Here is a 23162-nt window from a genome sequence, read left to right on the forward strand (position 1 = left end):
CGAGTGTCCGCCGCTATGTGAACAGATGCCTACGAACGCCTGAACCGCTTCGGCGATGATCGGCGAAGTCTCGCCGCTGTCGAGTGGCAGCACGGATGTAGTGACGACCGTTTCACCCATGCTCGGACAACCCGGCTGGCTCACGCGGTGAGACGCTGAACGACGCGCTTCGTGCGGATAACTAACGGAAAATCGCTGATTACCATTTTGTCGAAGCTGACGAATCGATTTACTTACCCGCAGCGGCAGGGGCAACTTTCGAGCGCGACGACCGAGAACTCGATGCGTAGCCCTACGCCGCACAGCTCAGCCCTTCGCTTTTCTAAGCTGCCGATTGCGTGTCTGCAGATTGATCTTGTCCGATACAAGCGCAGCAAGTGTGCGCAGCATCGCCATTTGCGGTGCTTTAAATGCCCGTGGCGCGCGATCAATTACGCACAGCGCGCCAAGCGCGTACCCCTCATAGTCGATGATCGACGCTCCGGCGTAAAACCTTATGCCCATATCGCCGGTGACAAGTGGATTGGCGCGGAACCGTACATCTTCGGCCGCATCCTCGACAATCAATCCGTCCGGTTGCGCGATGGTGTAAGCACAAAACGCGTAGTCTCTGGGTGTCTCCTGAGTCGCCAAGCCGTAGCGGGCCTTGAACCATTGTTCCCTGGCGGTGAGCAACGTAATCAATGCAATCGGCACCTTCGCGACGTTTGCCGCCAACGCAACGATCTCGTCGAATTCTTCCTGCTGCGGACTGTTGACCAGATTTGTGCGGGCAACCGCCTGCAAGCGCGCCAACTCCTGTGCGGCCGCAATATCGGCGACGGCTTCCAGATACGGCGCGATTGCAGCGCGCAATTGTTCCGGTGCAGCGCGCTTGCTCACGAGACGCATGCGCGTATCGCCGAGATCGAAGCGCAACTCTTCCGCATTTAAATCGGACAGTACGACGATGTTCGAATGCGCAAGTCTTGGCGATGCAAGGAGCCGCTTGAGCAAGGCGATCCGCTCCCAATCGAGCCGATCGATCTCCATCACGACCGATGCCGGCATTTGATGCCCCGCCTCGATCAAACCCAGCAGCGCGTCATTGGCTACGCTGACCTGAACGGCGGGCACGCTGGCCAAGCTTTCGCTGCATCGCCTGCCTGCGCCTTCGCTGGCAATGATCAGGACGGTATAGGCGGTTTGAACCGGCGCGACCAGCCGCCGCTCGCGAAGCGCGAATACGGCGCTTCGCCGGACGCGGCGGTGCCCGCCCGGCGTTTTCCACGAGTCGATCGCACCTTCTTCCACCCAGGTTTGAACCGTGCGAATCGATACGCCGAGTATTTCGGCTGCCTCGCGCGTAGTCAGGATCGGGTCGCTTTCCATGTCTATGACGTTACTCAAAGCTCTTGCGGCCGAAGATAACGAAAGCTCTGCAAACATGCAACCGTATGCTGGAAGGGAAAATCTGGCAAAAATGAAACATCGCTCGGTGCCATGCGCGTCGACCGTTTGCATGTTCGCATGCGTATTTTAGGCGGTAGTTTAAGCCGACGTGAGTGATCGACCGTATGCTTTCAGCGGTGACTTTACCGGCAAACGTTAAAAATTTGGAAAAAACTTAAGTTCGCCGGAGTGCTGCCGTAAGGGGAGTCATGGCGCGTATTAGGATCGTCCGGCATGGGCCGAGTCTTCAACGCGACAACGACAACGACGAAACGGACCACGACATGAGAGCTTTACGAAATATAAGAATTGGGGCGAAGCTGGGCATCGGCTTCGGATTGACGCTGATGGCGCTTTGCTTGATTAGTGGACTGGCCCTTTTTCAGGTCTCGCAGGTCTACAAGGGAACGGCGGAACTCGCAAACGACTGGCTGCCGAGCGTGCTCACGCTTGGGGATATCCGCTCCGGAACGAATGCGGTAAGACGCGGCTCGATGGGCGCGCTGCTGGCGACCAATGCACAGGAAAAGGCAGCGCAAGTGCAGAAGCGTCGTGAAGGTCTGGCGACGCTCGATCGCGCGATGACGGCTTATCAGCCCTTGATCTCCAACGCAGAAGAGAAGCAACTCTTCGACGACTTCAACACGGCTTGGGCTGCATACCTCGTCGCGGACAACAAGATCAATGCGTTGAACGATGCCGGCGATGACCACTTCACTGCCGCGCGTGAAGCTGCCGCGAATGAATCGGCACCTTTGTTTGTGGCGGTATCGACATTGATCGATCGTGATATCGCGCTCAATACCAAGGGGGCGCGCGAATCGGCCGAAACGGCTGCAGCCGACTATCACCGCACGCTGATCGTCACTTCAGTCCTTGCCTCGTTTGCCATTGCGCTCAGCATCGCGATCGGATTCTCGATCACGCGTTCGATCTTGGTGCCAATCCGCCGTTCGCTCGAAGTCGCCGAGACGGTCGCTCAAGGTGATTTGACGTCGCATATCGTCGATGACAGCAAGGACGAAACGGGTCAACTGCTTCAGGCACTGCGCAACATGAACGAACGGCTCGTCGATATCGTCGGCCGTGTCCGGAATGGTAGCGAGAACATTGCGACGGCTTCCGCCGAGATCGCGTCGGGCAACACCGATTTGAGTCAGCGCACGGAAGAGCAAGCGGCATCGCTTCAGCAAACGGCTGCGAGTATGGAGCAACTGACATCGACCGTGAAGCAGAACACGGAAAACGCGCAGCAAGGCAACACACTTGCAGCGAACGCGTCCGAGGTAGCGGTGCGCGGCGGTGCGGTCGTGAGCCGTGTCGTCGATACGATGAAGGACATCAGCACGAGCTCCGCGAGGGTGGCGGAGATCATCGCGGTGATTGAGGGAATCGCGTTTCAGACCAATATTCTTGCGCTGAATGCTGCCGTGGAAGCGGCGAGAGCGGGTGAGGAAGGGCGCGGCTTTGCCGTCGTCGCCGGCGAAGTGCGCACGCTCGCGCAGCGAAGCGCTGCGGCCGCGAAGGAGATTAAGGACCTGATTGGCGAATCGGTCGCCAAGGTCAGCGTGGGAGCGGAACTTGTCGAAGAAGCGGGACGGACGATGAGCGAAGTCGTGCAGTCGGTGAAGCGCGTCGCCGATCTGATGGGCGAGATTTCGGCCGCGTCATCCGAACAGCATACGGGCATCGAGCAGGTCAATGTCGCTGTATCGCAGATGGATGAAGTGACGCAACAGAATGCCGCGCTGGTCGAACAGGCGAGCGCCGCGGCGCAGTCGATGGCGCAACAATCCGGTGCGCTTCGCGATCTGGTTTCCGTGTTCCGTCTGAGTGGCAGTCCGCAAAGGGACGTGGGCATTCGAGTCGAGACAAATCGAAAGCTGGAGCCAAAACGAACGCAACGTGCGGAACGCGCGAACGCCGCGCCTCGCGCTACCGCAACACCGGCTCGTGTGACGGGACCTGCGTCGGGCGAATGGCAGACCTTTTAATCGACAGAAATTCGTCTCCTGACGGACGTCGCACATGAATGCTCGTAGATCGGATTATGCACGTGGGCGCGGCTTTGCAAGACGCGCTTATGTGTTGCGGACTGTAGGACTCACCCTTGGGCTGGTTTTCGTCCAGATGATCCTTTGGCGCGAGCATTCGTCGTATGCGGTGAAGGCCTATATTGCGGTGTATTGCGTCGTCTGGCCACACATCGCATACCTGTTGGCGCGCCGGTCGCGCACGCCGGCAAATGCGGAAAGAATCAACATGTATGTGGACGATTTCGTGAGCGGAACGTCTGTTGCAGCAATGAGTTTCACGTGGCTTCCCAGCACCCTTGTCCTGCTCATGTTCATGATGAACAATGTAGCAGCAGGCGGTTGGCGCCAGTTGGCCAAGGGGTTCCTGTCGTGCGCCTTGGGGACGTTGATCGGGGCAGCCGCTTTTGGCGGGCGGATGGAGCCAGAGTGGATTCCCGATGCACCGACGTTGTTGGCCTGTTTGCCCATGCTCGTGGTGTATCCCTTGGCGCTCGGGTTGGCGAGTTATCGCACCGCATTGAAGCTCGCGGAGCGATCGAAAGCATTGAGAAGCCTGAGCGAGCATGATCCCCTGACCGGTTTGCTGAACCGGGGCACGTTGAGTTCCCAACTGGGTCTTCTGCTCGATTCCCAACGCGGCAAGCGTCAATTGCTCAACGTGCTCTTTATCGATCTCGACGATTTCAAAATCGTCAACGACTCGCTCGGGCATCGCGTCGGCGATCAGCTTTTGACGATTGTTGCGTCGAGACTGCGGGACGCAACGGACGATGCCACCGAAGACATCGCCCGGTATGGCGGCGACGAGTTCGTTATCGTGTCCATCCGCTCGCCTGTGGAAGCCGTCAGGGGTCTGGCGGGCAAGGTCATCGAGGTGATCAATCAGCCGGTCACCCTCGCGGGGCAGGTGATACAAGTGCGTGCGAGCATCGGCATCAGCACGTTCCCGGATCACGGCAATGATCCTCAGGCGCTGCTGAGTCGCGCTGATGTCGCCATGTACGCCGCAAAGGCGGGCGGGCGCAATCGCATCGTACAATTTAACGAGCAGTTGCATCTTGCCGCTGCCCGACGCCTCAATCTCACCGCACGCCTGCAAACGGCCCGATCGATCAACGCGTTCGAGTTGCTGTATCAACCGCAAGTCGATATGGGTTCGGGGCATATCATCGGCGCGGAGGCTTTGATACGGTGGAACGATCCGTTGCTCGGCAGCATTTCCCCGACGACGTTCATCCCTATCGCTGAGTCCGACGGGCAGATTCATGCGATCGGCGAATGGGTGCTGGCCGAAGCGCTTGAACAGGGACGAAGATGGCTCGATGCGGGATTGCCGCCCATGCGCATCGGCGTGAATGTCTCTCCTGTTCAGCTCGAAGAGCCGCGCTTTCTAGAACGAGTTCAGCGCTCACTGACCTTGCACGAGTTCCCGCCACAATGGCTGGAACTCGAACTGACTGAAGGCGCGTTGATACGCGATATCGATACAGTCGAGCAGACGCTCGAAAGGCTAAACGAAGTCGGGGTATCGATCGCGATCGACGACTTCGGGACGGGGTATTCGAGTCTCGCTTCGTTGCAGCGCTTCGACATCGACCGAATCAAGATCGATCAGAAGTTCGTTCAGGCAATCGGTGTGGCGCCGCGCGGCGAGGCGATCATCAAGGCGGTGATCACACTGGCGGACGCACTTGGGTTTCAGATCGTTGCAGAAGGGGTCGAGACCGTCGAACAGCGCGACTTTCTAACGGAGAGTGGTTGTGTGATCGGACAGGGGTTCCTGTTTGACAAACCCCTGACGGCCGACGCGATGGAAGCACGATTGCGACAGCGCCTTCTGCCTCACGATACCAGTAATAAGGATAATGGATGCATAACCATTTGCGACACTCCCTAGTCGCACAAATCCTCGACTGCATCGTCGATGCGCACGATCGCCACACGATGCTTCTCGCCGCCCTCGTGTGCGCCGTCGGCATTTATGCGTCGATCGCGATTGCACGTCACGCCGCGCGATCGAGCGGCGCGGTGCGCATCCGGTGGGGTTCGACGAGCGTGCTGTCGAGCGGCTGCACAGCGTGGGCGACGCACTTTATCGTCTTGCTTGCCTATCAGCCTAATATGCGGGTGGCGTTCGAACCTGTTCTCACGGCGATCTCGCTGACATGCGCGGTCGTAGGTATCGGCGGGGGCGTAGTCGTGTCTCTCAGCAGCCGTCGCGGTCCAAGGCAATTCGCAGCGGGAGTGATTATCGGCGTGGGCGTCGCGGCGTTGCATTATGTAGGACAAAGCGCGTATCTGGTGCAAGGAACGATCAGATGGGATCTTACTCTGGTCATTCCATCGATCATTGTGAGCCTGCCGATCTTCGGGTTCTCGATGATGGCGATCGCAAGCCGCAATAGGACATGGCAAACATGTGCCGCGCCGTTGATGCTTTTGGGCATCGCCATATTGCACTTTTGCGGCATGGCGGCGATGACCTTGCAACAAGACCCCAGCATCGAGTTTCCGTCGGATGCCGTTGCGCCGCAGACGATCACACCAATCGTTGCAGGGATTTCTTTGGCGTTGATCGCGCTTGCTTTTCTGGGCTGGCGCTTCGATCTTGCAGCTACAGCCAGAATCCGTCAAGACAGGAAGAGGTTGCGTGATCTCGCGGATGTTGCGCTTGAAGGGCTGTTGATTACGCAGAACAACATAATCATCGCGGCAAACCGGAGCATAGAGCGCCTGTCAGGTTTGAAGCAGGACGATCTGACGGGAAGCGAAGTCAGCCGGCTTCTGCCGGCGCTCGAACTCACCACGCTTTTAGAGAATGAAGAGCGCGAAGCGAATCTCATTGGCGTAGACGGGATCATCGTTCCAGTGCGCGTGCTGCGCTCCACGGTTCCACTTGGGCACAGTGTACAGACGGTCATCGCAGTGCGCGATCAGCGCGAAAGGCTGCGCACCGAAGAAAAGATGCGCCGACTCGCGTTTGCCGATCCGCTGACGGGCTTGCACAACCGCACAAAGTTCACCGAGTTGCTGGAGCGGCATACGTGCACCGAACGACGCACCGACCAGGGCCTCGCAATACTGCTCATCGACCTAGATAGCTTCAAGATAGTGAACGATACCCTCGGTCATGCGGTAGGCGACGCCGTGCTGCAAGACGTCTCCATTCGACTTTCGACGCTCGTCAAAGACAGAGGTATCGTCGCGCGGCTCGGGGGCGATGAATTCGTCGTGATGCTTACCGGCGACGTCAGCGATGTATCCGCGTTTGATATCGCGAGCAAGGTCGTCGAGCAACTTGGTGCGCGGCCGTTTGATATCGATGGTAGAACAATTCATATCGGTGCAAGCGTCGGGCTTGCGTTGTTCCCCGAAGACGGCGGCGACCCCTCGTCGCTGCTGCGCAATGCCGATCTCGCAATGTATCTCGCGAAGAGCGAAGGCAAGGGGACGGTTCGGCGTTTTGAGAAGATCCTGCATGAGCGGCTTCAAGAACGGCAGAGCCTTGAAGCGGGTCTTCGCATAGCATTGTCGAGTGGTCAACTCGAAGTTCATTATCAACCGCTCGTCGATGCGGCATCAGGCCGTATTACGTCAGCCGAAGCCTTGGTGCGCTGGCGGCATCCATCGCTTGGACTTATCGCCCCCGCCACCTTTATTAGTCTTGCGGAGGAGACGGGGCTGATCGTGCCGCTCGGGACTTTTGTGCTAAAGACTGCGTGTGCCGAGGCTGCAACCTGGCCGCCTGAGATTGGCTTGGCGGTCAATCTGTCGCCTGCGCAATTTCACGACAAGTCGATTGCGTCGATCGTGGCATCGGCTATCGAGGATGCACATCTTCTTCCGCAGCGACTCGAAGTGGAGGTGACGGAAGGCGTGCTGCTTGCCGATACGGGCGCGACGCTCGAAACGCTCAACCGCCTGCGCAGCATGGGTGTTCGCGTTTCAATGGATGACTTCGGAACCGGTTACTCGTCCCTCAGCTATTTGCGCAGATTTCCTTTCGATCGATTGAAGATCGACCGATCGTTCGTACGCGGCATTCCGTCCGATGCGGAGAGCGTCGCGATCGCTCGAGCCATCATTACGATGAGCACGTGTCTTGGTTTGCTGGTGACTGTGGAAGGTGTCGAAACCGCTGAACAGTATGCCTTTGCGGTCTCAGAAGGTTGTACGAGTATTCAAGGCTATTACATCAGTCGGCCAATGCGGGCGGAGGCGTTCGCCGCGTTTTTGATTGCCTGGAATAATCAGGCACCGCCGAATCCATCGACGGGCAGAAAGATCGCTGAAAAGAGCATAGTGCTGCATCATAGCGACCTAAGGTCTGTTTTGAATTGGTAGACCTATGCAGCAGCCCCTGCAAGCTATATGTAAATAGTCGCGAAAAATGGAGAAACACTTTGTGAGGGCGGTACCACGCGGACGACGCGTCGTGAGATTCCACTACTTCGCGGGGAGTGGCATCCGGAAGTCTGCGCTGCACGTATCATCCGGTCGACACGGCGCGACGGTCTGTCCACTCCGCCTCTAGCTTGATGCGTAGAGCGGATTGTTCGCGACGGCCGGTCGTGCGGCGTGCTAGTTTGATGCCATGCCGCATTACTTCTGCAACCGAGAACGATAATGGAAATCCGCTACCGGCTTCATCGACTACTCATCACTGAACAGCCAGCTGCTGACGGCAACCGCTGCCCTGTTCTTCTTCGGATAATTAGCGCTGACGGGTATCACTTGCCCACGCTCTCCCTCGTTACCGAACCGGGTATCGATCGGGTATATCGCTCGGCTTTCGAGCGAGGGTTGAGCATGGTAGATGATGCTTGCGACAGTCGATTGACGAATCCACTGGACGAAGTTCAACCGCGCTATTAACTGCGCCGCTCAGCAATCAGTTGATCTTTAGCCAATCGGCGCCCGTTCACAGCCGCCATGGCAGGTGTTGCACAGGCAGCAGTCAGTGCAGGAGCTCAATCTACGGTTCCCGGCGAGCCGCGCAACCGCACATAAGGTTCGAAGCCACCAGACGACCGTGCGTACCCTCCGGACTTCTTTTTTCCCATTAGCGTTATCAACGAACATGAGTAGCAGAATTGGACGTCAACAGCTACTGCAGACTAGTCAAGCTGCTCGCGCAGGAGAGCTGTGCGAACAATCCCTTCGGCGCGAAGCGGCGGCTCAGAAAGGTTACGAAAGGGCGTGCACAGAGAAGCGCTCGATCGATGTTTGGGTACGAACGTCGGCAAGCGGCGAGAAGCGGCCGGCCACGGGGCATCAAGGTTGCCCCCAAGGAACAAGCGTTGACAATCGAGAAAAGATTAAATGACTTACAGCGCAGTCCGCACGAACGGGCAAACTGAGACGTAACCGGTTTTGAGGCGGCTGGACGGCGGCATTACGGAGCAGATGTTGAGCTCCGAAGAAACGAATGCAACGCCGACTCCTGCCGCGACCGATGCAGGACAGATTGCACGTCATCGGCCCGTTGCGTGATGCTCGGTGTAAATCCATGCTCGCTGCATCATGCGTCGCCTTGCGCAGCTATTCCAGGTCCGCGCGCGCGGCGCAAGACCAGGAGATCACAGTAGCGGTTGTAGACGAGCACCAGACCGTAAACATTACCTCTCAACCTGTCCAAACCGACAACGCGACTACTGCTTTCTTCAGAAACATCGTGACGAAGCCGTTAGCCATGTATGGTAACCGTCGATGGTGGAAACAGATGAACAATGATCAGCATGATATTGAACAAAGAGTCCGTTTAGCGGGCAGCAACATGTTCGAATTGTTGCTTTTTCGACTCGGCGCAACGCCTGGTACCGGCGCTCGCGAGCTCTATGGCATCAACGTTTTTAAGGTTCGGGAGATCGTGACAATGCCGACGCTCACGGAACTGGCGGGCTCGTCCAACAAAATTCTCGGCGTGGCGGACGTACGCGGCGAAATCATCCCGGTCATCGACCTCGCACGCGTCACGGGATGTACCCCACGCGAGGGAAGCCGTATTCTCTTGGTGACGGAGTTCGCTCGCACGACGCAGGGCTTCGCCGTCGAAGAGGTTGACGATATCGTGCGCCTCGAGTGGAATCGAGTGCTTTCGGCAGAGGGTCACTCCAGCGGTAAAGCAGTGACGAGCATCGCGCGCCTGGATGCCCACGCGGGCGGTCGGCTTGCGCAGGTCCTTGATGTCGAGCAAATTCTTCGCGACGCGCTGCCTGCGAGCGAACCGGAGATCAATGAGCAGAACACTGGACGCTTGACGCTGCCGCCGGGCGCACGAGTACTTGCCGCAGACGACTCCGGCGTTGCACGCGCCCTTATCGAAGAGAGCCTGAAGTCAATGGGGGTACCGTTCATTATAGCCAAGACGGGCCAGGAAGCGTGGGAACTGCTGGAGAAGGCAGGCGCAAAAGCGGCGAAGGAGGGTAGGAAGGTCACGGATGACATTGCATTAGTGCTTACCGACCTTGAAATGCCGGAAATGGACGGCTTCACGCTTACCCGCAAAATTAAAGCGGCCGCTGCGTTGCAGATGATCCCCGTGGTCATTCACTCTTCATTGTCGGGATCCGCGAATGAACAGCACGTGCGAAAGGTAGGTGCAAACGCTTATGTATCGAAGTTTGTTGCGGCCGAACTTGCTGACGTAATGCGCCAGGCAATGTTACGGACAGCCGCGTGAACCACTCGCTCGACATCGCTTCGACGCCAACACTCCCGATCGCTAAAGATGCAAGCGGCAAATGGCAAGGTGGCCGACGGCCGAAAATTCATGTTGTCGGTCGTTGATCAAGTTGATTAAGTGATTCTCTTGCCCGTCGTTTCGATCGGGCAGCTGCATGCGTTCGCGAATGCTGAAGAGGGCAAAGAATTCGTTGACCTCAAAGCAGCGTACGAAACGCTTGCGCCGTCGGCTCACGATCTAATGCGGTACGAACTGCATTCGTTGCTCGGCTGACTGGTTGCAGCGAACCGTCGCAATTCAACTATTCACCTCGATGATCCAAACTGATTGACCTGTGCGGAGGTGGCGAATCAGCGCTCTCCGGCGAAGTATGCAGCCTTAAACTATGCAATGCATCTGAGCACTCGCTTAAGCATCCTCGTTACCTTTGCAACGCCCTGTGCACGACCGTGGACGGCTTTGTCGCGGACAGAGCGAGATCGCGAATTGACTACAGTATCAGTAGGATTGCTTATGTTGCCAGTGAGTAAAACTGCTGGGCATGAGAGCATCCGACGCCCCGTGCTTGCATTTGGCCTTTGGCGATCATGTGCATGAGCTCGATGCCGCTCAGCAGTATCCAGGCACAACGGAACTTCTTGAAGGCAAGCATAGGCCGCGTGCGTCGCTTGACTGCCCGATGATCTTGCTCGATAACATTGTTCAGATACTTCTTCTGGCGAATCTTGATCGGTCTCGTACCAAGGCCGGATTCCGAGCCGTCATCAAGCGTCCAATCGTTCGTAGTGCTGGGGTCACATGATAGCCGACGTGACGCTTATTGCGACAAGCCGTTTCTCGGCCACCACGTACGCGACAACCTGAAGGTCGCGCCGACACGCTGGATAAGTTTAGTTTGAGTCAGATGTCAAAAGATGTTATAGGTAAAAGGCAGTTTGTTCGATCTCAAGCCACACCGAAAACATGTCCGCCTCCATTGGCCGACCAGTAAAGTACCCTTGAACTTCGTCGCATCCCCACTCTCGGACCTTTCCAAGTATTTCGGCGGTTTCTACCCCTTCGGCGACAGCCGTGAAGCCTAACTCATGAACGAGACGGATCACCGTGCGAACAATGGTCGCGTCACGTGGGCTATCGGAGACCGCTCTGACAAGCGCCTGGTCTATCTTCACGGTAGCCACGTCGAGATGGCTGAGTTGCGCAAGGTTGCTGAATCCGGACCCGAAATCGTCGATCGCAAGCGTCACGCCGAGCTCTCGAAGCTGACTTACCGCCAAGGCGCTGCGATCGGAATGTCGCATGAGCGAGCCTTCCGTTACTTCGATCTCCAATAGATGAGGGTTCACCCGAAAGCTTTTAAGCGTGGATTCGACCAACGGAACGAATCCGTCACGCGTCAGGTCCGATCCCACAGCATTGAGCGATAATCGAATTGTCGGATGGCTCGATTGCCACATCGCAAGCTGTCTTACGGCAGTTGCGAGCACCCAATCAGTCAGTGTGTTGACGAGCGCTGTGTTCTCGACAAGTGGAATAAATTCGCCCGGAGAAATGTCGCCAAGTTGGGGATGCCGCCAACGAACCAATGCTTCTGCGCCCAGGCAGACTCCATCGCTCAACCGCATGCGGGGCTGATAGACGAGGCGCAGTTGATTTTTCGAAAGCGCATCCTTAAACGAGTTAATAAGGAGAAACGCACGGTTGCGATGACGGCCCATTTCCGAGTCGTAGTACACCGCTTGCTTTTGCTCATCACGCGCACGCTCTACAGCGAAAATCAACGCAGCGATCAAGTCGGAGGGGTTAGCGGCTTCAACAAGTCGAACGACCCCAATCGAAGGCGTGACATCGATGGGCAGATCCGCAGCAACGGTCAAAGGTCGTTCGAACGCGCGGGTGACGCGGTCAAGAAGTTTTTCAATCTCTTTGCAGGACGCCTTCGTAACGAGACCATATCGCGCATAGCCGATTCGATAGAGCGTCATGCCTGGGCCGAGCGCGGCCGTGAGCCTTTTTGTGGTATCGACCGCCACGGCATTAATGGACTCCAGCCCGATAGCAATGACCATGCGGTTGATATAGTCCAGCGTGCATACATCAATGAGCACTGCCCGCGTAGTTGTCTCTACATCGGCTTCGCACTGCTCATCGAAAAGTGCTAGATCATCTAAGAATCGTGTCAGATTTGGAAGTCCGGTCACCTTGTCTCGGCAAGCCGTCGAGCGCAATGCGTCTATGCGCTGCGCGATTAAGTTGGCCAACGCTGAAAGGTGGGACCTCTCCCGAACACTGAAAGACGCCCGGGGCCGTGTACCAATGATGCACAACGTTCCAACAGCGTGGCCGTTGTTTGTTGTGAGCGGCGCACCCGCGTAGAACCGAATGAACGGCGCGCCGGCTACTAGCGGATTGTCATGAAAACGATCGTCATGATGGGTGTCGAGCACCACCATCGGTTCCCGGGACAAGATCGCATGGGCACAAAATGATGTCTCCCTTGATGTCTCGGCCACTGGCATGCCGACACGCGATTTGAACCACTGGCGGTCCGCGTCCACTAAAGTCACCAGCGAGATCGGCACGTCGAAAATGTCGGAGGCAAGGCGAGTTATGTCGTCAAAAAACGAATCGGGCGGTGTATCTAGCACACACGCGGAATGTAGTGTTCTTAGTCGAGCATCTTCATCGAGAGGGTAGGGCGGTGCGATCATTGCTTATTCATGCCAACGGAGTATCGCCCTCTCGCCCGACATCGGAATTGCCTTACTTTCGATCGGTGATAGCGCCGGTGCTCCCTCGGATGCTCCTTAGTTTGGTTAGATGGCCCGGACGTGTTGTCATGGCCGAAAATTGAACATCCCTAAAAGATGACGGCAGGCCGGGATGGAACTTGAGGGTTAAACCGTGCGTCAGCCTGTCTTCTTCGGACGAGTGGCAAAAGCCAACCGAAGAGGTCTAAGTGCAAGTCGGCGCGCCGAAACCGTTTAGGCGTCGCTGATGGAAAAGAAAGCAACCGCGGCGGTAAGGTGTATCCCTTGATCATGAAGCGCCTGAGCGGCGGCCGCCGCCTCCTCAACCAGAGCGGCGTTTTGCTGGGTGACCTGATCCATTTGCACGATGGCCTGATTCACTTGTTCGATGCCGCGACTTTGTTCGCCTGACGCCGCAGCAATTTCCTGCATGATGTCAGTCACTTTGGTCACAGCAGCGGTCACTTCAGCCATCGTCCGCCCCGCATCGCTTGCAAGGAGCGCTCCGTCCTGAACTTTTTGGACCGAGTTCTCGATCAAGATCTTGATGTCCTTGGCGGCGCTTGACGAGCGTTGAGCGAGTGTTCGAACCTCGCTGGCGACGACCGCAAAGCCGCGCCCTTGTTCGCCGGCACGCGCCGCTTCTACTGCCGCATTCAACGCCAGGATATTCGTCTGGAATGCGATGCCCTCAATGATTGCGGTGATGTTGGCGATCTCGGTCGAGCTGTCGCTGATGCCGTTCATCGTTTCAACCACGCGGCCAACCACTGCGTTTCCTCGTCGAGCGATGTCGAAAGCGTTGCCCGCGAGCGATGCCGCATGTGAGGCGCTTTCGGAGTTGCTTTTAACGGCCGAATTAAGTTGTTCCATGCTGGCAGCGGTTTCTTCCAGCGATGCAGCCTGCTCCTCGGTGCGTTGGCTGAGGTCAGTGTTGCCGGTGGCAATCTCCCTTGCAGCGCATTCGACAGCGGTGCTGCTTTCTCGTACTTGGCCGATTGTTGCGGTCAATCGATCATTCATCTGTTGGAGCGCCCGCAACAGCGACGCCGTCTCGTCGCGACCTGAAACATGCAAGGTCGTTCGTAAGTCGCCTTGCGCGACCGCGTTGGCCGTCTGAACCGCGCGCTTGAGAGGCTCGACAATCGAGCGGGTGATGGCCGCTGCTGCACCGATCGCCAGCAGAATGGCGGCGAGACAAACGCCGAGCTGGATATTGCGGGTCAGGACGTACTGCTGATCATAATCGGCTGCGATCTCAGCTTCTTTTTGTCGCGTGAGCGCCGCATACTCGTCTGTGGCATGGGTCAGCTTGGCAAGCAAGGGGCGGCACTCTGCGTTCATTTTCGCAATCGCCGCGTCCCGACGACCTGCATTCTCAAGCTCCAAGATCGCAGTAGCGACAGGGGCATAAGCCTGCTCAATCTTATCAATACGGCCAACGAGTGCGCGGGCCTGATCCAATGCATCGGGTCTCGCAACCAGCCGCTTGAGTTCCGTCAGATGTGCCTGAACGTCGGAATGGGCCGCGACGACATCCGTCTTCTCCAGTGCAAGATCAGACGCGGTGGTGACTAACACAATATTGCGCGCGGCGATGGCGCGTCGGTCGACCGCCGCGCGTAGTTGTGCGGCAACGTTTGCGCGCGCATTAACACCTTCCAAATAAGACTCGAATGCTTGTCGTGACTGATTGAGCGCGTAAATGGAGTTGATCGAAATACAGACCACCATGACAGTCAGAACCGAGAACGCGTATGCCAGCTTACTTTTGACGCTTAGATTGTGGAGCATCTTTTCTCTCAGGGGAAGTACTTAATCTAGGTGGTTATTTGCCACTTTCTCGCAATACGGCCCGCGGCTGTACCCGAATATGCTTAACGACCGATACTTTCTGAAGCTGATACTGAAAACGCGAAGTTTGCGTTAGTTGAGTGTTTTCTTGGCAGTATTTCTTTCCGACAGCATGTCCCTTATCCAATAATAAAAAGACGCCGTCACAGGATGGCGACGCCTGGGTAATCCCCCCACTTTTAACGCGAGTCAGAAGTAGAGGCTATGCGGCGGCGATAAGCCACTGTTTTGGCGTCATGCCGCCAAGGCCCATGTTCGGGCGCTCGTGATTGTATTGCCACATCCATTCGGTTGCGAAGTGCTGCACGTGCGCGAGGTCGTCCCAGTAGTATTGCGACAGCCATTCATAGCGCACCGTCCGGTTGAATCTCTCCACATAGGCGTTCTGCTGCGGCTTGCCAGGCTGAATGTGGTTCAAGGCGATGCCAAGCCTTGCAGCCCATTGCGTGATCGCATCACTGAGGTACTCCGGACCGTTATCGCACCGTATCGCCAACGGCTTTCCTCTCCAGCCGATGATTTGCTCCAAGGCCCGGATGACACGTTCCGAGGGTAACGAGAAGTCGATCTCGATGCCCAACGCTTCGCGGTTAAAGTCGTCGATCACGTTGAACAGCCGGATACTGCGCCCGTCCTTCAACTGGTCGTGCATGAAGTCCATCGACCACACCGCATTCACCGACGCCGGCACGATCAGCGGCTCCGGCGCCTGCCGTACAAGCCGCTTGCGAGGCTTGATGAGCAGGTTCAGCTCCAGTTCTCGGTAAATCCGGTACACGCGCTTATGGTTCCAACCGAAGCCCTTCACGTTGCGCAGGTACAGAAAACACAGCCCAAAGCCCCAATTGCGTTGATTGTCGGTCAGCCGTAGCAGCCAGTCGGCAATCTGCTCGTTCTCTGCATTGCGCTGCCGCTCGTAGCGGTAGCACGTCTGGCTTATGCCAAATGCCTCGCATGCGAGCCGGATCGACACGCCCCGGCTCGCTACTGCTTCTCTGGCCATCTCGCGGCGAGTAGATGGCCTCAGTCTTTTTTGCCAGCGCCTCTGCGACAACCTCCGCCTTGATCTTCTCTTCGACGTACATCTTGCGCAGTCGCGCATTCTCCGCTTCCAGCTCCTTCATCCGCGCCATCAGCGACACGTCCATCCCGCCGTACTTGCTGCGCCAGCTGTAGAACGTTGCCGTGCTGATGCCCAACTCCCGGCAAACCTCCGGCACCGTCACGCCAGCTTCCGCGCGCTTGAGCGCGTCCATGTTCTGGCTATCCGTGAACTTCGACTTCTTCATTGCGTAGAACTCCTTTTGCTGGAAATTCTACTTCTGATCCCGCTTACTGGACGGGAGGAATACCGATTCAGATATAAATTTAATTAACTTCTAGCCAGAATTTCGCAGCTAGCGCCTTTAAAGTCGACTGCATGATGTTAGCCGGACGCGTCATGGAGAATGGCGGACCGCTTCTGTGAGAAGTATCATGTGCTTACTTTAGACGGTAACGATATCGCGGAAATCCTCGTTGAAGCTCGAAAGTGAAGAGTGGGAGGCACTTTCCTTGCTAAGAGTGGATGCCCGCATGTTGCCGGCGAAAAGGAGCGATGCCATGAATGAAGACCAAGTCAAGGGAGTAGGGGAGAAGGTGAAGGGCAAAATCAATGAGGGCATTGGAAAAATGACGAATGATCCAGCCCAGGAAGCGAAAGGCGACGCACAGCAAGCAGCAGGCGAAGTGCGCAAAGATGTAGGCGACGCCAAAGAAGATCTTGAGGACGCGGCCAACGATAGGTCGAAGCCGTAATGGATGTCTGACGTAGGACGGATGTACGCCCGCCTCCATCTCGCGGGCGTCATTCATCGCGGCGCTCAACAATCACTGAGTGCGTGAGTAGCAATCTCCACATGGATTGTTCGTCCTTGTCTAGAAAAAATCTTTACGATAGCTTAAGTTCCTTCGCGAAACTTTTTCAGTTCATAGCATAGCCGTCGCATCACATGTAGAGCTGCCGGCCGAACAGTTGCGTAGGCATTGCGATTGCGCTCTCGTCTGGAAAGTCAGCCTGTGCTGTTGCATTATTGGAGAAGTAATGACGAGCGAACGCGAAGACAGCGCATTGAAGTTTTACATCGCTGAGTTTCAACGGCTCGCCGCAAAAGGCGAGAATGGCGAAGATGTCTCCGAGTTAATCGCCATTCTTCCTGAAAACGCTATAAAGCACTTAGACCCGTGGAAAAGTGGAGGCCAAACCTACAACCGTCCAAAGCTAATCGCGCAGCTTAAGATGAGGGCTAATTACGTTGCTCACTCGTCGCCTAGAGCCGCAAAGGTACTGGAGGAGGCGGCAAAAATATTAGCAAATTAGCGGGTTCTCTTTTGCTCCGACAGCATGTATTGTCAGTCGGCTAAACTACCCTCGCCTGGATGTTCTACCATAACATTTCGGCTTATTTGCGTGGTCCACCGCCCTATAGTTGGCGCTGTGCATTGTCAAGCGCATGAAGCTCTGCTCGATTTTGACACATTAGTCCGCGAGTATGCGAGTGCATTGACTTCGGCGGTAGCGCAAACCGCTGCCGGTGCCAACGGGACCGAACCAGAGCTGGTCAATGGACATTGTCAGCGACGGGTTGGCCAATCGTCGGCGCTTTCGCTGTCTGAACGTGGCGTCTCGTTCAGTTGAAGCCGATCCGTTGAAACTTGTAAAACGAGCTGCTCAAGTTTGGAATGTTGGTGCCGTTGATAGGAGGATGCAGCGCCTCGGCTGCTGTCTCTCAGTAGTTTCGCCCGCCCTCGGTGGCGGGCTCTTTTTGGCACCGCTTTCGGCGTTTTGACTGCACGAGGGATTGCTACCTCGAACCGTCCATGTTCGACAAAAAAGAATGCCGTCTAAGAACGAATGCCTCTTACGCTTTCAAAATGTATAACTTAAAGAACACCGTCGGCAATGACCCTGCATTGTTTCCACGTAAAGCAAATCATGCAGCGATCAACCTAGCCTCGTATCGACGGCTCCCGCGGTCCTTTTTCGAATTGGTAAAAGAAGAAGAGCATTCGAAGCTAGAAAATAGCTATTCCTTTCTATCTTTGCCGCGCCCTCGCTGCGAGCTGCCCCGGAATTATTCGGTAGCGATAGTTCTTTCGGGCCACGGAATGGAATTCGCGCCACTGCTCCGCCATGGCGCTTGCGAGGTCGCTGTAGCCATGCGTGCCCTCTGGAGATCCGGGCACCTTGATCTCGACAATTAGCAGGGTCAGTGCGATCGCGAAAACCGCGTCGCTGAATCCCCCGAAGCGGTCAAATCCGCGCTGGCCCCATGCGTTTCCGCGTCGGCAGGTCGTTTGCGTAGCATCGTCTGAGTCCCTTCGCATACGCCGGGGCCGCTCTGCTCGGAGCACAGCACGCACAATCTATGTCGTAGTCGCAGGCTTACTTGCTGAACGAGAAAAGTTGCGTAAGTGCGACCGACTAAGAATGAGCGCTTCTGGCCGAAGCCGATCAAAAGGCTTCTAAGCCTGTGCTTCCGGCATCTCATTAGGATCAAGAGTTTGACGAAGGCGAGTGGCGGTGCGGTGGCTGGATAGGCCCATGAGGTTGCTCACCTGTTCGTTGGTCCTGCCTGCTGCGACGTGCCGGCGACCGTAAGTGTTCCGGAGCAAGCGCGGGCTCTCGTCGGCCGCAGTCAAGCCGGCCCGCTTAAGAGCGACACGCACGCATTTGAGCATCGTGTCCGGCTGCATTGGTTTTCCTGCCGCGGTGGCGATGAACAACCATTGCGTCACGCACTGGATGCTTCGACGCGCTTCATAGTAGGCGCGCAGAACGTTTGCGGCAAAAGGGTCGATGGGCACCCGTCGCGCGATGCGAGGTCCGTGTTTGTCGACGAAGACAGTAGGGCGATCGTAGGCGACATCAAGATCATCGGACCTCAGTTGCCTCAACTCGGCCGCCGTCAAACCCGAGGCGAGAAAGAGCGCAACGATTGCCATGTTCCGCAGTTCTCTTAACGCAGCGCCTTGCGTGTCGACGCAGACGGCCTGTAGGCGCAAATCGTCTTCTAGCGAGAGATAGATCGGCGTCGGTTCGTCATCTGGCCAGCTCTCATTGATGAGCATCAGCGCGGCCGGATTGTCCGCACGCAAATCGATGTTGATGAGGTGCCGCGTGAACCGGTCGATCAGCTTGAGATAGCGCAGGCGGGTGGTCGTGCCGGGCGCGCAATCCTGTGCAAGGACGGTGAAGAAGCCGTCGAGGTGGTCCGCCCCGTAGCTGGCCACAGTCGCACGGTGAGCAATCAGAAAATCGTTGAACCGCGAAAACATTGACCGGTGCTGAACGATCGACTGGTCGGCGAACGCGCGGCGATCGGCGCCGGTAGCTTCCTCCCGTTGCCACTGCGCATAAGCGTCTTCCGGTGCGATAAGCCAAAGATCGTCAGACATAGATGTCGATATACTGAAGTTCGCTAAACCCCAACCCTACCGCGAAGCTAACGCTTCGCCAACCCCCAGCTTCCAAGGACCGGGGGCACTCCTGGCGACTTCTCTATCGATTGCATCAGGCAGCCGTCGGTCCACCGACGACGACCCGTGCAGAGCACGCGAGCATTAGATTGACGCTCAGGCCGAAGTCTTCGATGAGGGAGCCGCCCGCGCAGTGAGCGCCATCGCTTTCGGTAGCCGCCGCCTCAACGCGCTGAGCCAGCGTCGATTTGTTGGATCGATATCCATAAAACGGGCTTCCCTAGCGCCACCGCAAGGCCGACTTCGAGGCAGTGCTGCTGTCCGGCTCGCCCGCGCCCCGAAAATGATCGAGGTTCGCCATGACAATATCGGCCGAACGGCTCAACTGGACGTTCGCCTTAAAGAATATGGCGGGCTGCATTCTGCGCCGGGAGCGAGAAGGGAACCTCGCCGTCGAGCGGATAGAGCCCAACGAAGCCGCGATCGCGGCAGAGCTGCTTCAGGTGCTCGCCATGCGCCTTTGTGTCACGTCGAAGGACGGCAAAACAGGCAAGGGAGATAAGCGGCTGAGTCGCGGCACGCTCGATGGGACGATGCCGTTATCCTTGCGGCAACACAAACGGAACTCAGACGATGCAAGACCTGCTAACGGAACAAGCGGTCCGTGCACGCGCTTACCACTTAGGGGAGGCAGATGGACGTCAGCAAGGCCGCGACGAGTATTATTGGTACTAGCCATCGATCTTCTTGACGAAGAGGCTCAGCTATCCAAAAACATTTCCACTTCGGTGTCAGCGTCGGCTGAAGCCAATCAGCAACGCTCACCAACTATTTCCAGACAGTGGCTCTCTCACTGACGTGGCATCAGGAGACACACGAAATGTTCAAACACTCAGCCTGGAGAAAACGATGGGCGACGTTAAACCAGTGAAAACATCTAGAACGAAGTTCACCAAGGTAAGGGCGGCCCGCATTTAAATTCGACGGCCGGATGGTCACTTGAGCTGGGCTGGCCGTTAGGCGTAATAGACCTAGCAGGCCGTTGAAATATCCCTTCGTGAACGCGCACTCGATTATTCGGAAGAGCTAGCGCGATGCAGGGTTCCAAATGAATTGACGCCGACTTTTCTGTGATTCAGATGCTGCCGATGCCGCTTTCCTTCTCGCGTACTCTTTCAAGCTGTCCTGGCAGCAAGCGTTCGCATGCGAGTGAGGTTGTACGCCGCCTGAGTCAGCACGAAGAGCTGGTCGACTCGCTTCAGACCTCGATACATCGCCTGCCGAATCCTGCCGACTGTCTTGCCCCATCCAAACACTTGCTCGATGCGTTTGCGTTTGCACTGACTGATTGCATAGCCGGGCCATCGTGTGGTTCGAGCGTCAATCGCGGAACCGCCCGCGCGTGCATCGTTTTGCGCCACGTGCGGTGTCACGTTGTTCTCGCGGCACGTCGCCACGAATCCGGCCGTATCGTAGTTCTTGTCGGCACCGACCGTTATGGTCGTACCGGCAAATCGCGCAGCATCCGCAAGCATCTGCTCGGCCGCGTCCCGTTCGGCCGTGCCGTTGGCCTGCGTGACTTGTGCGTTCACCACCAGACCATGCCGATTATCAGTCAGCACGTGACCCATGTAGCAAAGCACCGCGCCCGTGCCACGACTCTTGCGAAACAGGCGCGCCTGAGTGTCCGTGCTGGATTCATGGGTGTCGTTGCTGCGTTTCTCGCCGCGCCAGTTCTTCCTGCGAGCCGCCTCCGCCCTCAGGCGGCGAATCGTCATCCGGTTTCGTCTTGGGCACGAAGCTCTTGTGCCCCGCCCACGCCTGAATGAGCGTGCCGTCCACGCTGAAGTGTTCGCCCGACAGGTGACCTCGCACGCGCGCCGTCTCGACAGTTTCGTTGAACAGGCTGACCATGACATCGTGGACCATCAGCCGGTCGCGGTTCTTGCTGAAGGTGGAGTGGTCCCAGACCGCATCGTCCATCGCCAGTCCGACGAACCAGCGAAACAGCATGTTGTAGGAGATTTGCTCCATCAGCATGCGTTCGCTGCGAATCGAATACAGCACCTGCAACAACAGAGCGCGTATCAGCTTCTCCGGCGCGATGCTCGGGCGACCGCCTTTGGCCTCGCTCTCGTACATGCGCGAAAACACCTCGTCCATGCGCGTGAGCGCCTCGTTCAGCCACAGGCGAATCGGTCGCAGCGGATGATTGGCCGGAACGAAATCGTCCAGTCTGGACATCGTGAACATCGATTCGGTACAGCCGTCGGGGCCGCGCATCGCTTTGGGCTCAGTGTCGTTTGATTCTTTAAATCAACGTTTCTCCCTTGCGCACGGATGACCCGCGCAGAGGGTATTTCAACAGCCTGTTAGATCAGTCTACTGATTTTACCAGTCGCCTTCAAAGATCGCCGCCATCCGTCCGTGTCTTCACTGTCACCGCTATGGTGGAGACGCCTCGCTCAAATCCTTCTCACTCACCTCGCAGCTGGCTCGGAAAACGGGGGCAAGTTCTCATGGGCCCTCGTTCCACCAACGGCGACGTTCCTTGGCAAACTCCATGGCGCTGCGTGTCCGACATCCACATCTGTACCGGGCGCGGCCCGTCTAGACCAAAAAGCGGACAGATGTTGCACATATTGCATTTATTTCATCTATCGCGTACTCTAACCCAGAAAACTTAACGAGGGTATCCCCATGACAACGACGAATCGAATCCGGGAGGTGTCTCCGCCGCCGATGAGTCAGAGTGATCTCGAAATGGCGCGGGTTGCCCAGCGTTGCATTATGGAAGCGCTCAATCACTCGCGTGCAGCCGCGATTACGTTGACGACCGACACGGGCGAGCATCCTTCTATCGACGTGCCTCCAGCGGCACTCAAGCTAATTAGCCAGCTGCTGGGCGCAATGAGCGAAGGGCGGGCGATTTCGGTCGTGCCAAGCCAGAAAGAGTTCACGACCGTCGAAGCGGCGCACTTCCTCAACGTATCTCGGCCTTTCGTGATCAAGGAAATTGAAGCGGGAAGACTCCCGCATCGGATGGTCGGGACGCATCGGCGAGTTGCTTTCGGAGATCTGATGGCCTACGCCAATCAAATGCGCGAGCGACAAGAATCTGCATTGGACCGCATGGCAGACAACGCACGCAATCTGGGCCTGGACTACTGATGGCTGGGAATGCGCGTTACACAGCCGTACTTGATGCTTGTGTGCTCTTCTCCATCGCCCAGACGGATGCGCTGCTCAGTTTGGCCACTGCCGGGCTTTTCAGCGCCAAATGGTCGAGCAAAATCGAAGAAGAATGGATGCTGGCGCTTGTACAGCGTCGCCCGGAGCTGAAGGGCAGGCTTTGGGTACGACGAGACGCCATGCGCGACGCCGTACCCGACTGGCAAGTGCTTGATGAAGCGTGGTCTCCGCTGGTCGAGAGTCTCAATCTCCCCGACGCTAACGACAGGCATGTTCTAGCGGCCGCCCTAGCGGGTCACGCGGATTGCATCGTCACCGCTAATGTCCGCGATTTCCCTGAAAGCGCTGTTGCGCCGTACGGAATTGAAATCGTACATCCCGATCGATTCATCGTGAACCAATGGGATCTTGAGCCGCTAGTCGCGATCTCATCATTCAAACGAATGCGTGCTCGACGCAAACGACCACAAAGTTCAGTGGAAGAATTCGCGACAGTGCTCGAACAAAATGAGCTGCCAATGACCGCTCATCGAATTCGTGAAGCTGCCGAGCTGATCTAAACACTGCAGCGCTCGTGCAAGGCCCGCTGCTCCTCAGTGAACTTCCGAAGCGTTCCTCCGATTGAGCATTTCGCACTACATATGAATGTGTGGCAATGTTACTTATGTCTAGTGCCGGTGATGACGTTTCTTGACACGACTAGCTACGACGCGAGCAGCGCTTGTGAATTCGCCGGTACGGCCTTGGAAGCTGCAA

15 protein-coding genes and 2 pseudogenes are annotated in these 23162 nt (G+C 56.9%); 9 read left to right on the plus strand and 8 right to left on the minus strand.

Features of this window, described 5'->3' with window-relative positions:
• Positions 1 to 306: 306 nt before the first annotated feature.
• Positions 307 to 1503, minus strand: a complete 1197-nt coding sequence (locus QCE79_RS35035; protein WP_309852565.1) for a GAF domain-containing protein — start codon at positions 1501 to 1503, stop codon at positions 307 to 309.
• Between the two features lie 212 nt (positions 1504 to 1715).
• Between QCE79_RS35035 and QCE79_RS35040 the strand changes: the two genes are divergently transcribed.
• The 4 genes from QCE79_RS35040 (at position 1716) to QCE79_RS35055 (ending at position 10149) form a co-directional block, all read left to right on the plus strand.
• Entirely contained in the window at positions 1716 to 3425 is a 1710-nt protein-coding gene (locus QCE79_RS35040) for a methyl-accepting chemotaxis protein (RefSeq protein ID WP_309852568.1), read from the plus strand.
• 34 nt (positions 3426 to 3459) lie between these two features.
• Positions 3460 to 5364, plus strand: a complete 1905-nt coding sequence (locus QCE79_RS35045; protein WP_309852571.1) for an EAL domain-containing protein — start codon at positions 3460 to 3462, stop codon at positions 5362 to 5364.
• On the plus strand, positions 5337 to 7811 hold the full coding sequence (locus QCE79_RS35050; RefSeq protein WP_309852574.1) for an EAL domain-containing protein: 2475 nt from the start codon (positions 5337 to 5339) through the stop codon (positions 7809 to 7811). The genes QCE79_RS35045 and QCE79_RS35050 overlap by 28 nt, the downstream gene beginning before the upstream one ends.
• 1378 nt (positions 7812 to 9189) lie before the next feature.
• Positions 9190 to 10149: a chemotaxis protein gene (locus QCE79_RS35055; protein WP_309852653.1), complete on the plus strand. Its 960-nt coding sequence runs from the start codon at positions 9190 to 9192 to the stop codon at positions 10147 to 10149.
• A gap of 514 nt (positions 10150 to 10663) precedes the next feature.
• Here the strand turns inward: QCE79_RS35055 and QCE79_RS35060 are convergent.
• The 4 genes and pseudogenes from QCE79_RS35060 to QCE79_RS35075 all read right to left on the minus strand — a co-directional run.
• Positions 10664 to 10903, minus strand: a pseudogene (locus tag QCE79_RS35060) (DDE-type integrase/transposase/recombinase); the annotation flags it as partial.
• Positions 10904 to 11069: 166 nt separating this feature from the next.
• Positions 11070 to 12863 (minus strand): sensor domain-containing phosphodiesterase, encoded by a 1794-nt coding sequence (locus tag QCE79_RS35065; RefSeq protein ID WP_309852577.1) that lies wholly within the window; start codon positions 12861 to 12863, stop codon positions 11070 to 11072.
• A 273-nt stretch (positions 12864 to 13136) separates the two neighbouring features.
• Complete coding sequence (locus QCE79_RS35070) at positions 13137 to 14696, minus strand: methyl-accepting chemotaxis protein (protein WP_309852580.1); 1560 nt, start codon at positions 14694 to 14696, stop codon at positions 13137 to 13139.
• A gap of 262 nt (positions 14697 to 14958) precedes the next feature.
• A protein-coding gene (locus QCE79_RS35075; RefSeq protein ID WP_309852583.1) for an IS3 family transposase occupies positions 14959 to 16045 on the minus strand; the annotation gives its coding sequence in 2 pieces (ribosomal slippage) (positions 14959 to 15784 and positions 15783 to 16045; 1089 coding nt in all).
• A gap of 313 nt (positions 16046 to 16358) precedes the next feature.
• Between QCE79_RS35075 and QCE79_RS35080 the strand changes: the two genes are divergently transcribed.
• Together QCE79_RS35080 and QCE79_RS35085 are read left to right on the plus strand one after the other, a co-directional pair.
• Positions 16359 to 16553 carry a CsbD family protein gene (locus tag QCE79_RS35080; protein ID WP_309852586.1) on the plus strand — a complete coding sequence of 65 codons (195 nt, stop codon included), beginning with the start codon at positions 16359 to 16361 and terminating at the stop codon, positions 16551 to 16553.
• Positions 16554 to 16839: 286 nt separating this feature from the next.
• Complete coding sequence (locus QCE79_RS35085) at positions 16840 to 17115, plus strand: hypothetical protein (RefSeq protein ID WP_309852588.1); 276 nt, start codon at positions 16840 to 16842, stop codon at positions 17113 to 17115.
• Between the two features lie 716 nt (positions 17116 to 17831).
• Here QCE79_RS35085 and QCE79_RS35090 read toward each other — a convergent pair.
• Both QCE79_RS35090 and QCE79_RS35095 read right to left on the minus strand, forming a co-directional pair.
• Positions 17832 to 18122 carry a TMEM175 family protein gene (locus QCE79_RS35090; RefSeq protein WP_309852591.1) on the minus strand — a complete coding sequence of 97 codons (291 nt, stop codon included), beginning with the start codon at positions 18120 to 18122 and terminating at the stop codon, positions 17832 to 17834.
• A gap of 138 nt (positions 18123 to 18260) precedes the next feature.
• Positions 18261 to 19193 carry a site-specific integrase gene (locus QCE79_RS35095; RefSeq protein WP_309852594.1) on the minus strand — a complete coding sequence of 311 codons (933 nt, stop codon included), beginning with the start codon at positions 19191 to 19193 and terminating at the stop codon, positions 18261 to 18263.
• A gap of 654 nt (positions 19194 to 19847) precedes the next feature.
• Between QCE79_RS35095 and QCE79_RS39585 the strand changes: the two genes are divergently transcribed.
• A complete protein-coding gene (locus tag QCE79_RS39585) occupies positions 19848 to 19949 on the plus strand; it encodes a DUF2934 domain-containing protein (RefSeq protein WP_404989487.1) in 102 nt (33 codons plus the stop codon).
• 440 nt (positions 19950 to 20389) lie between these two features.
• Here the strand turns inward: QCE79_RS39585 and QCE79_RS35105 are convergent.
• Positions 20390 to 21497 (minus strand): annotated as a pseudogene (locus QCE79_RS35105) (IS5 family transposase).
• Between the two features lie 417 nt (positions 21498 to 21914).
• Between QCE79_RS35105 and QCE79_RS35110 the strand changes: the two are divergent.
• On the plus strand, positions 21915 to 22385 hold the full coding sequence (locus QCE79_RS35110) for an excisionase family DNA-binding protein (RefSeq protein WP_309852599.1): 471 nt from the start codon (positions 21915 to 21917) through the stop codon (positions 22383 to 22385).
• Positions 22385 to 22966, plus strand: coding sequence for a PIN domain-containing protein (locus QCE79_RS35115; RefSeq protein WP_309852603.1), 582 nt, complete (start codon positions 22385 to 22387; stop codon positions 22964 to 22966). The genes QCE79_RS35110 and QCE79_RS35115 overlap by 1 nt, the downstream gene beginning before the upstream one ends.
• Positions 22967 to 23162: the final 196 nt, after the last annotated feature.

The sequence above is a fragment of the Caballeronia sp. LZ003 genome, assembly GCF_031451465.1.
Classification (GTDB): Bacteria; Pseudomonadota; Gammaproteobacteria; order Burkholderiales; family Burkholderiaceae; genus Caballeronia.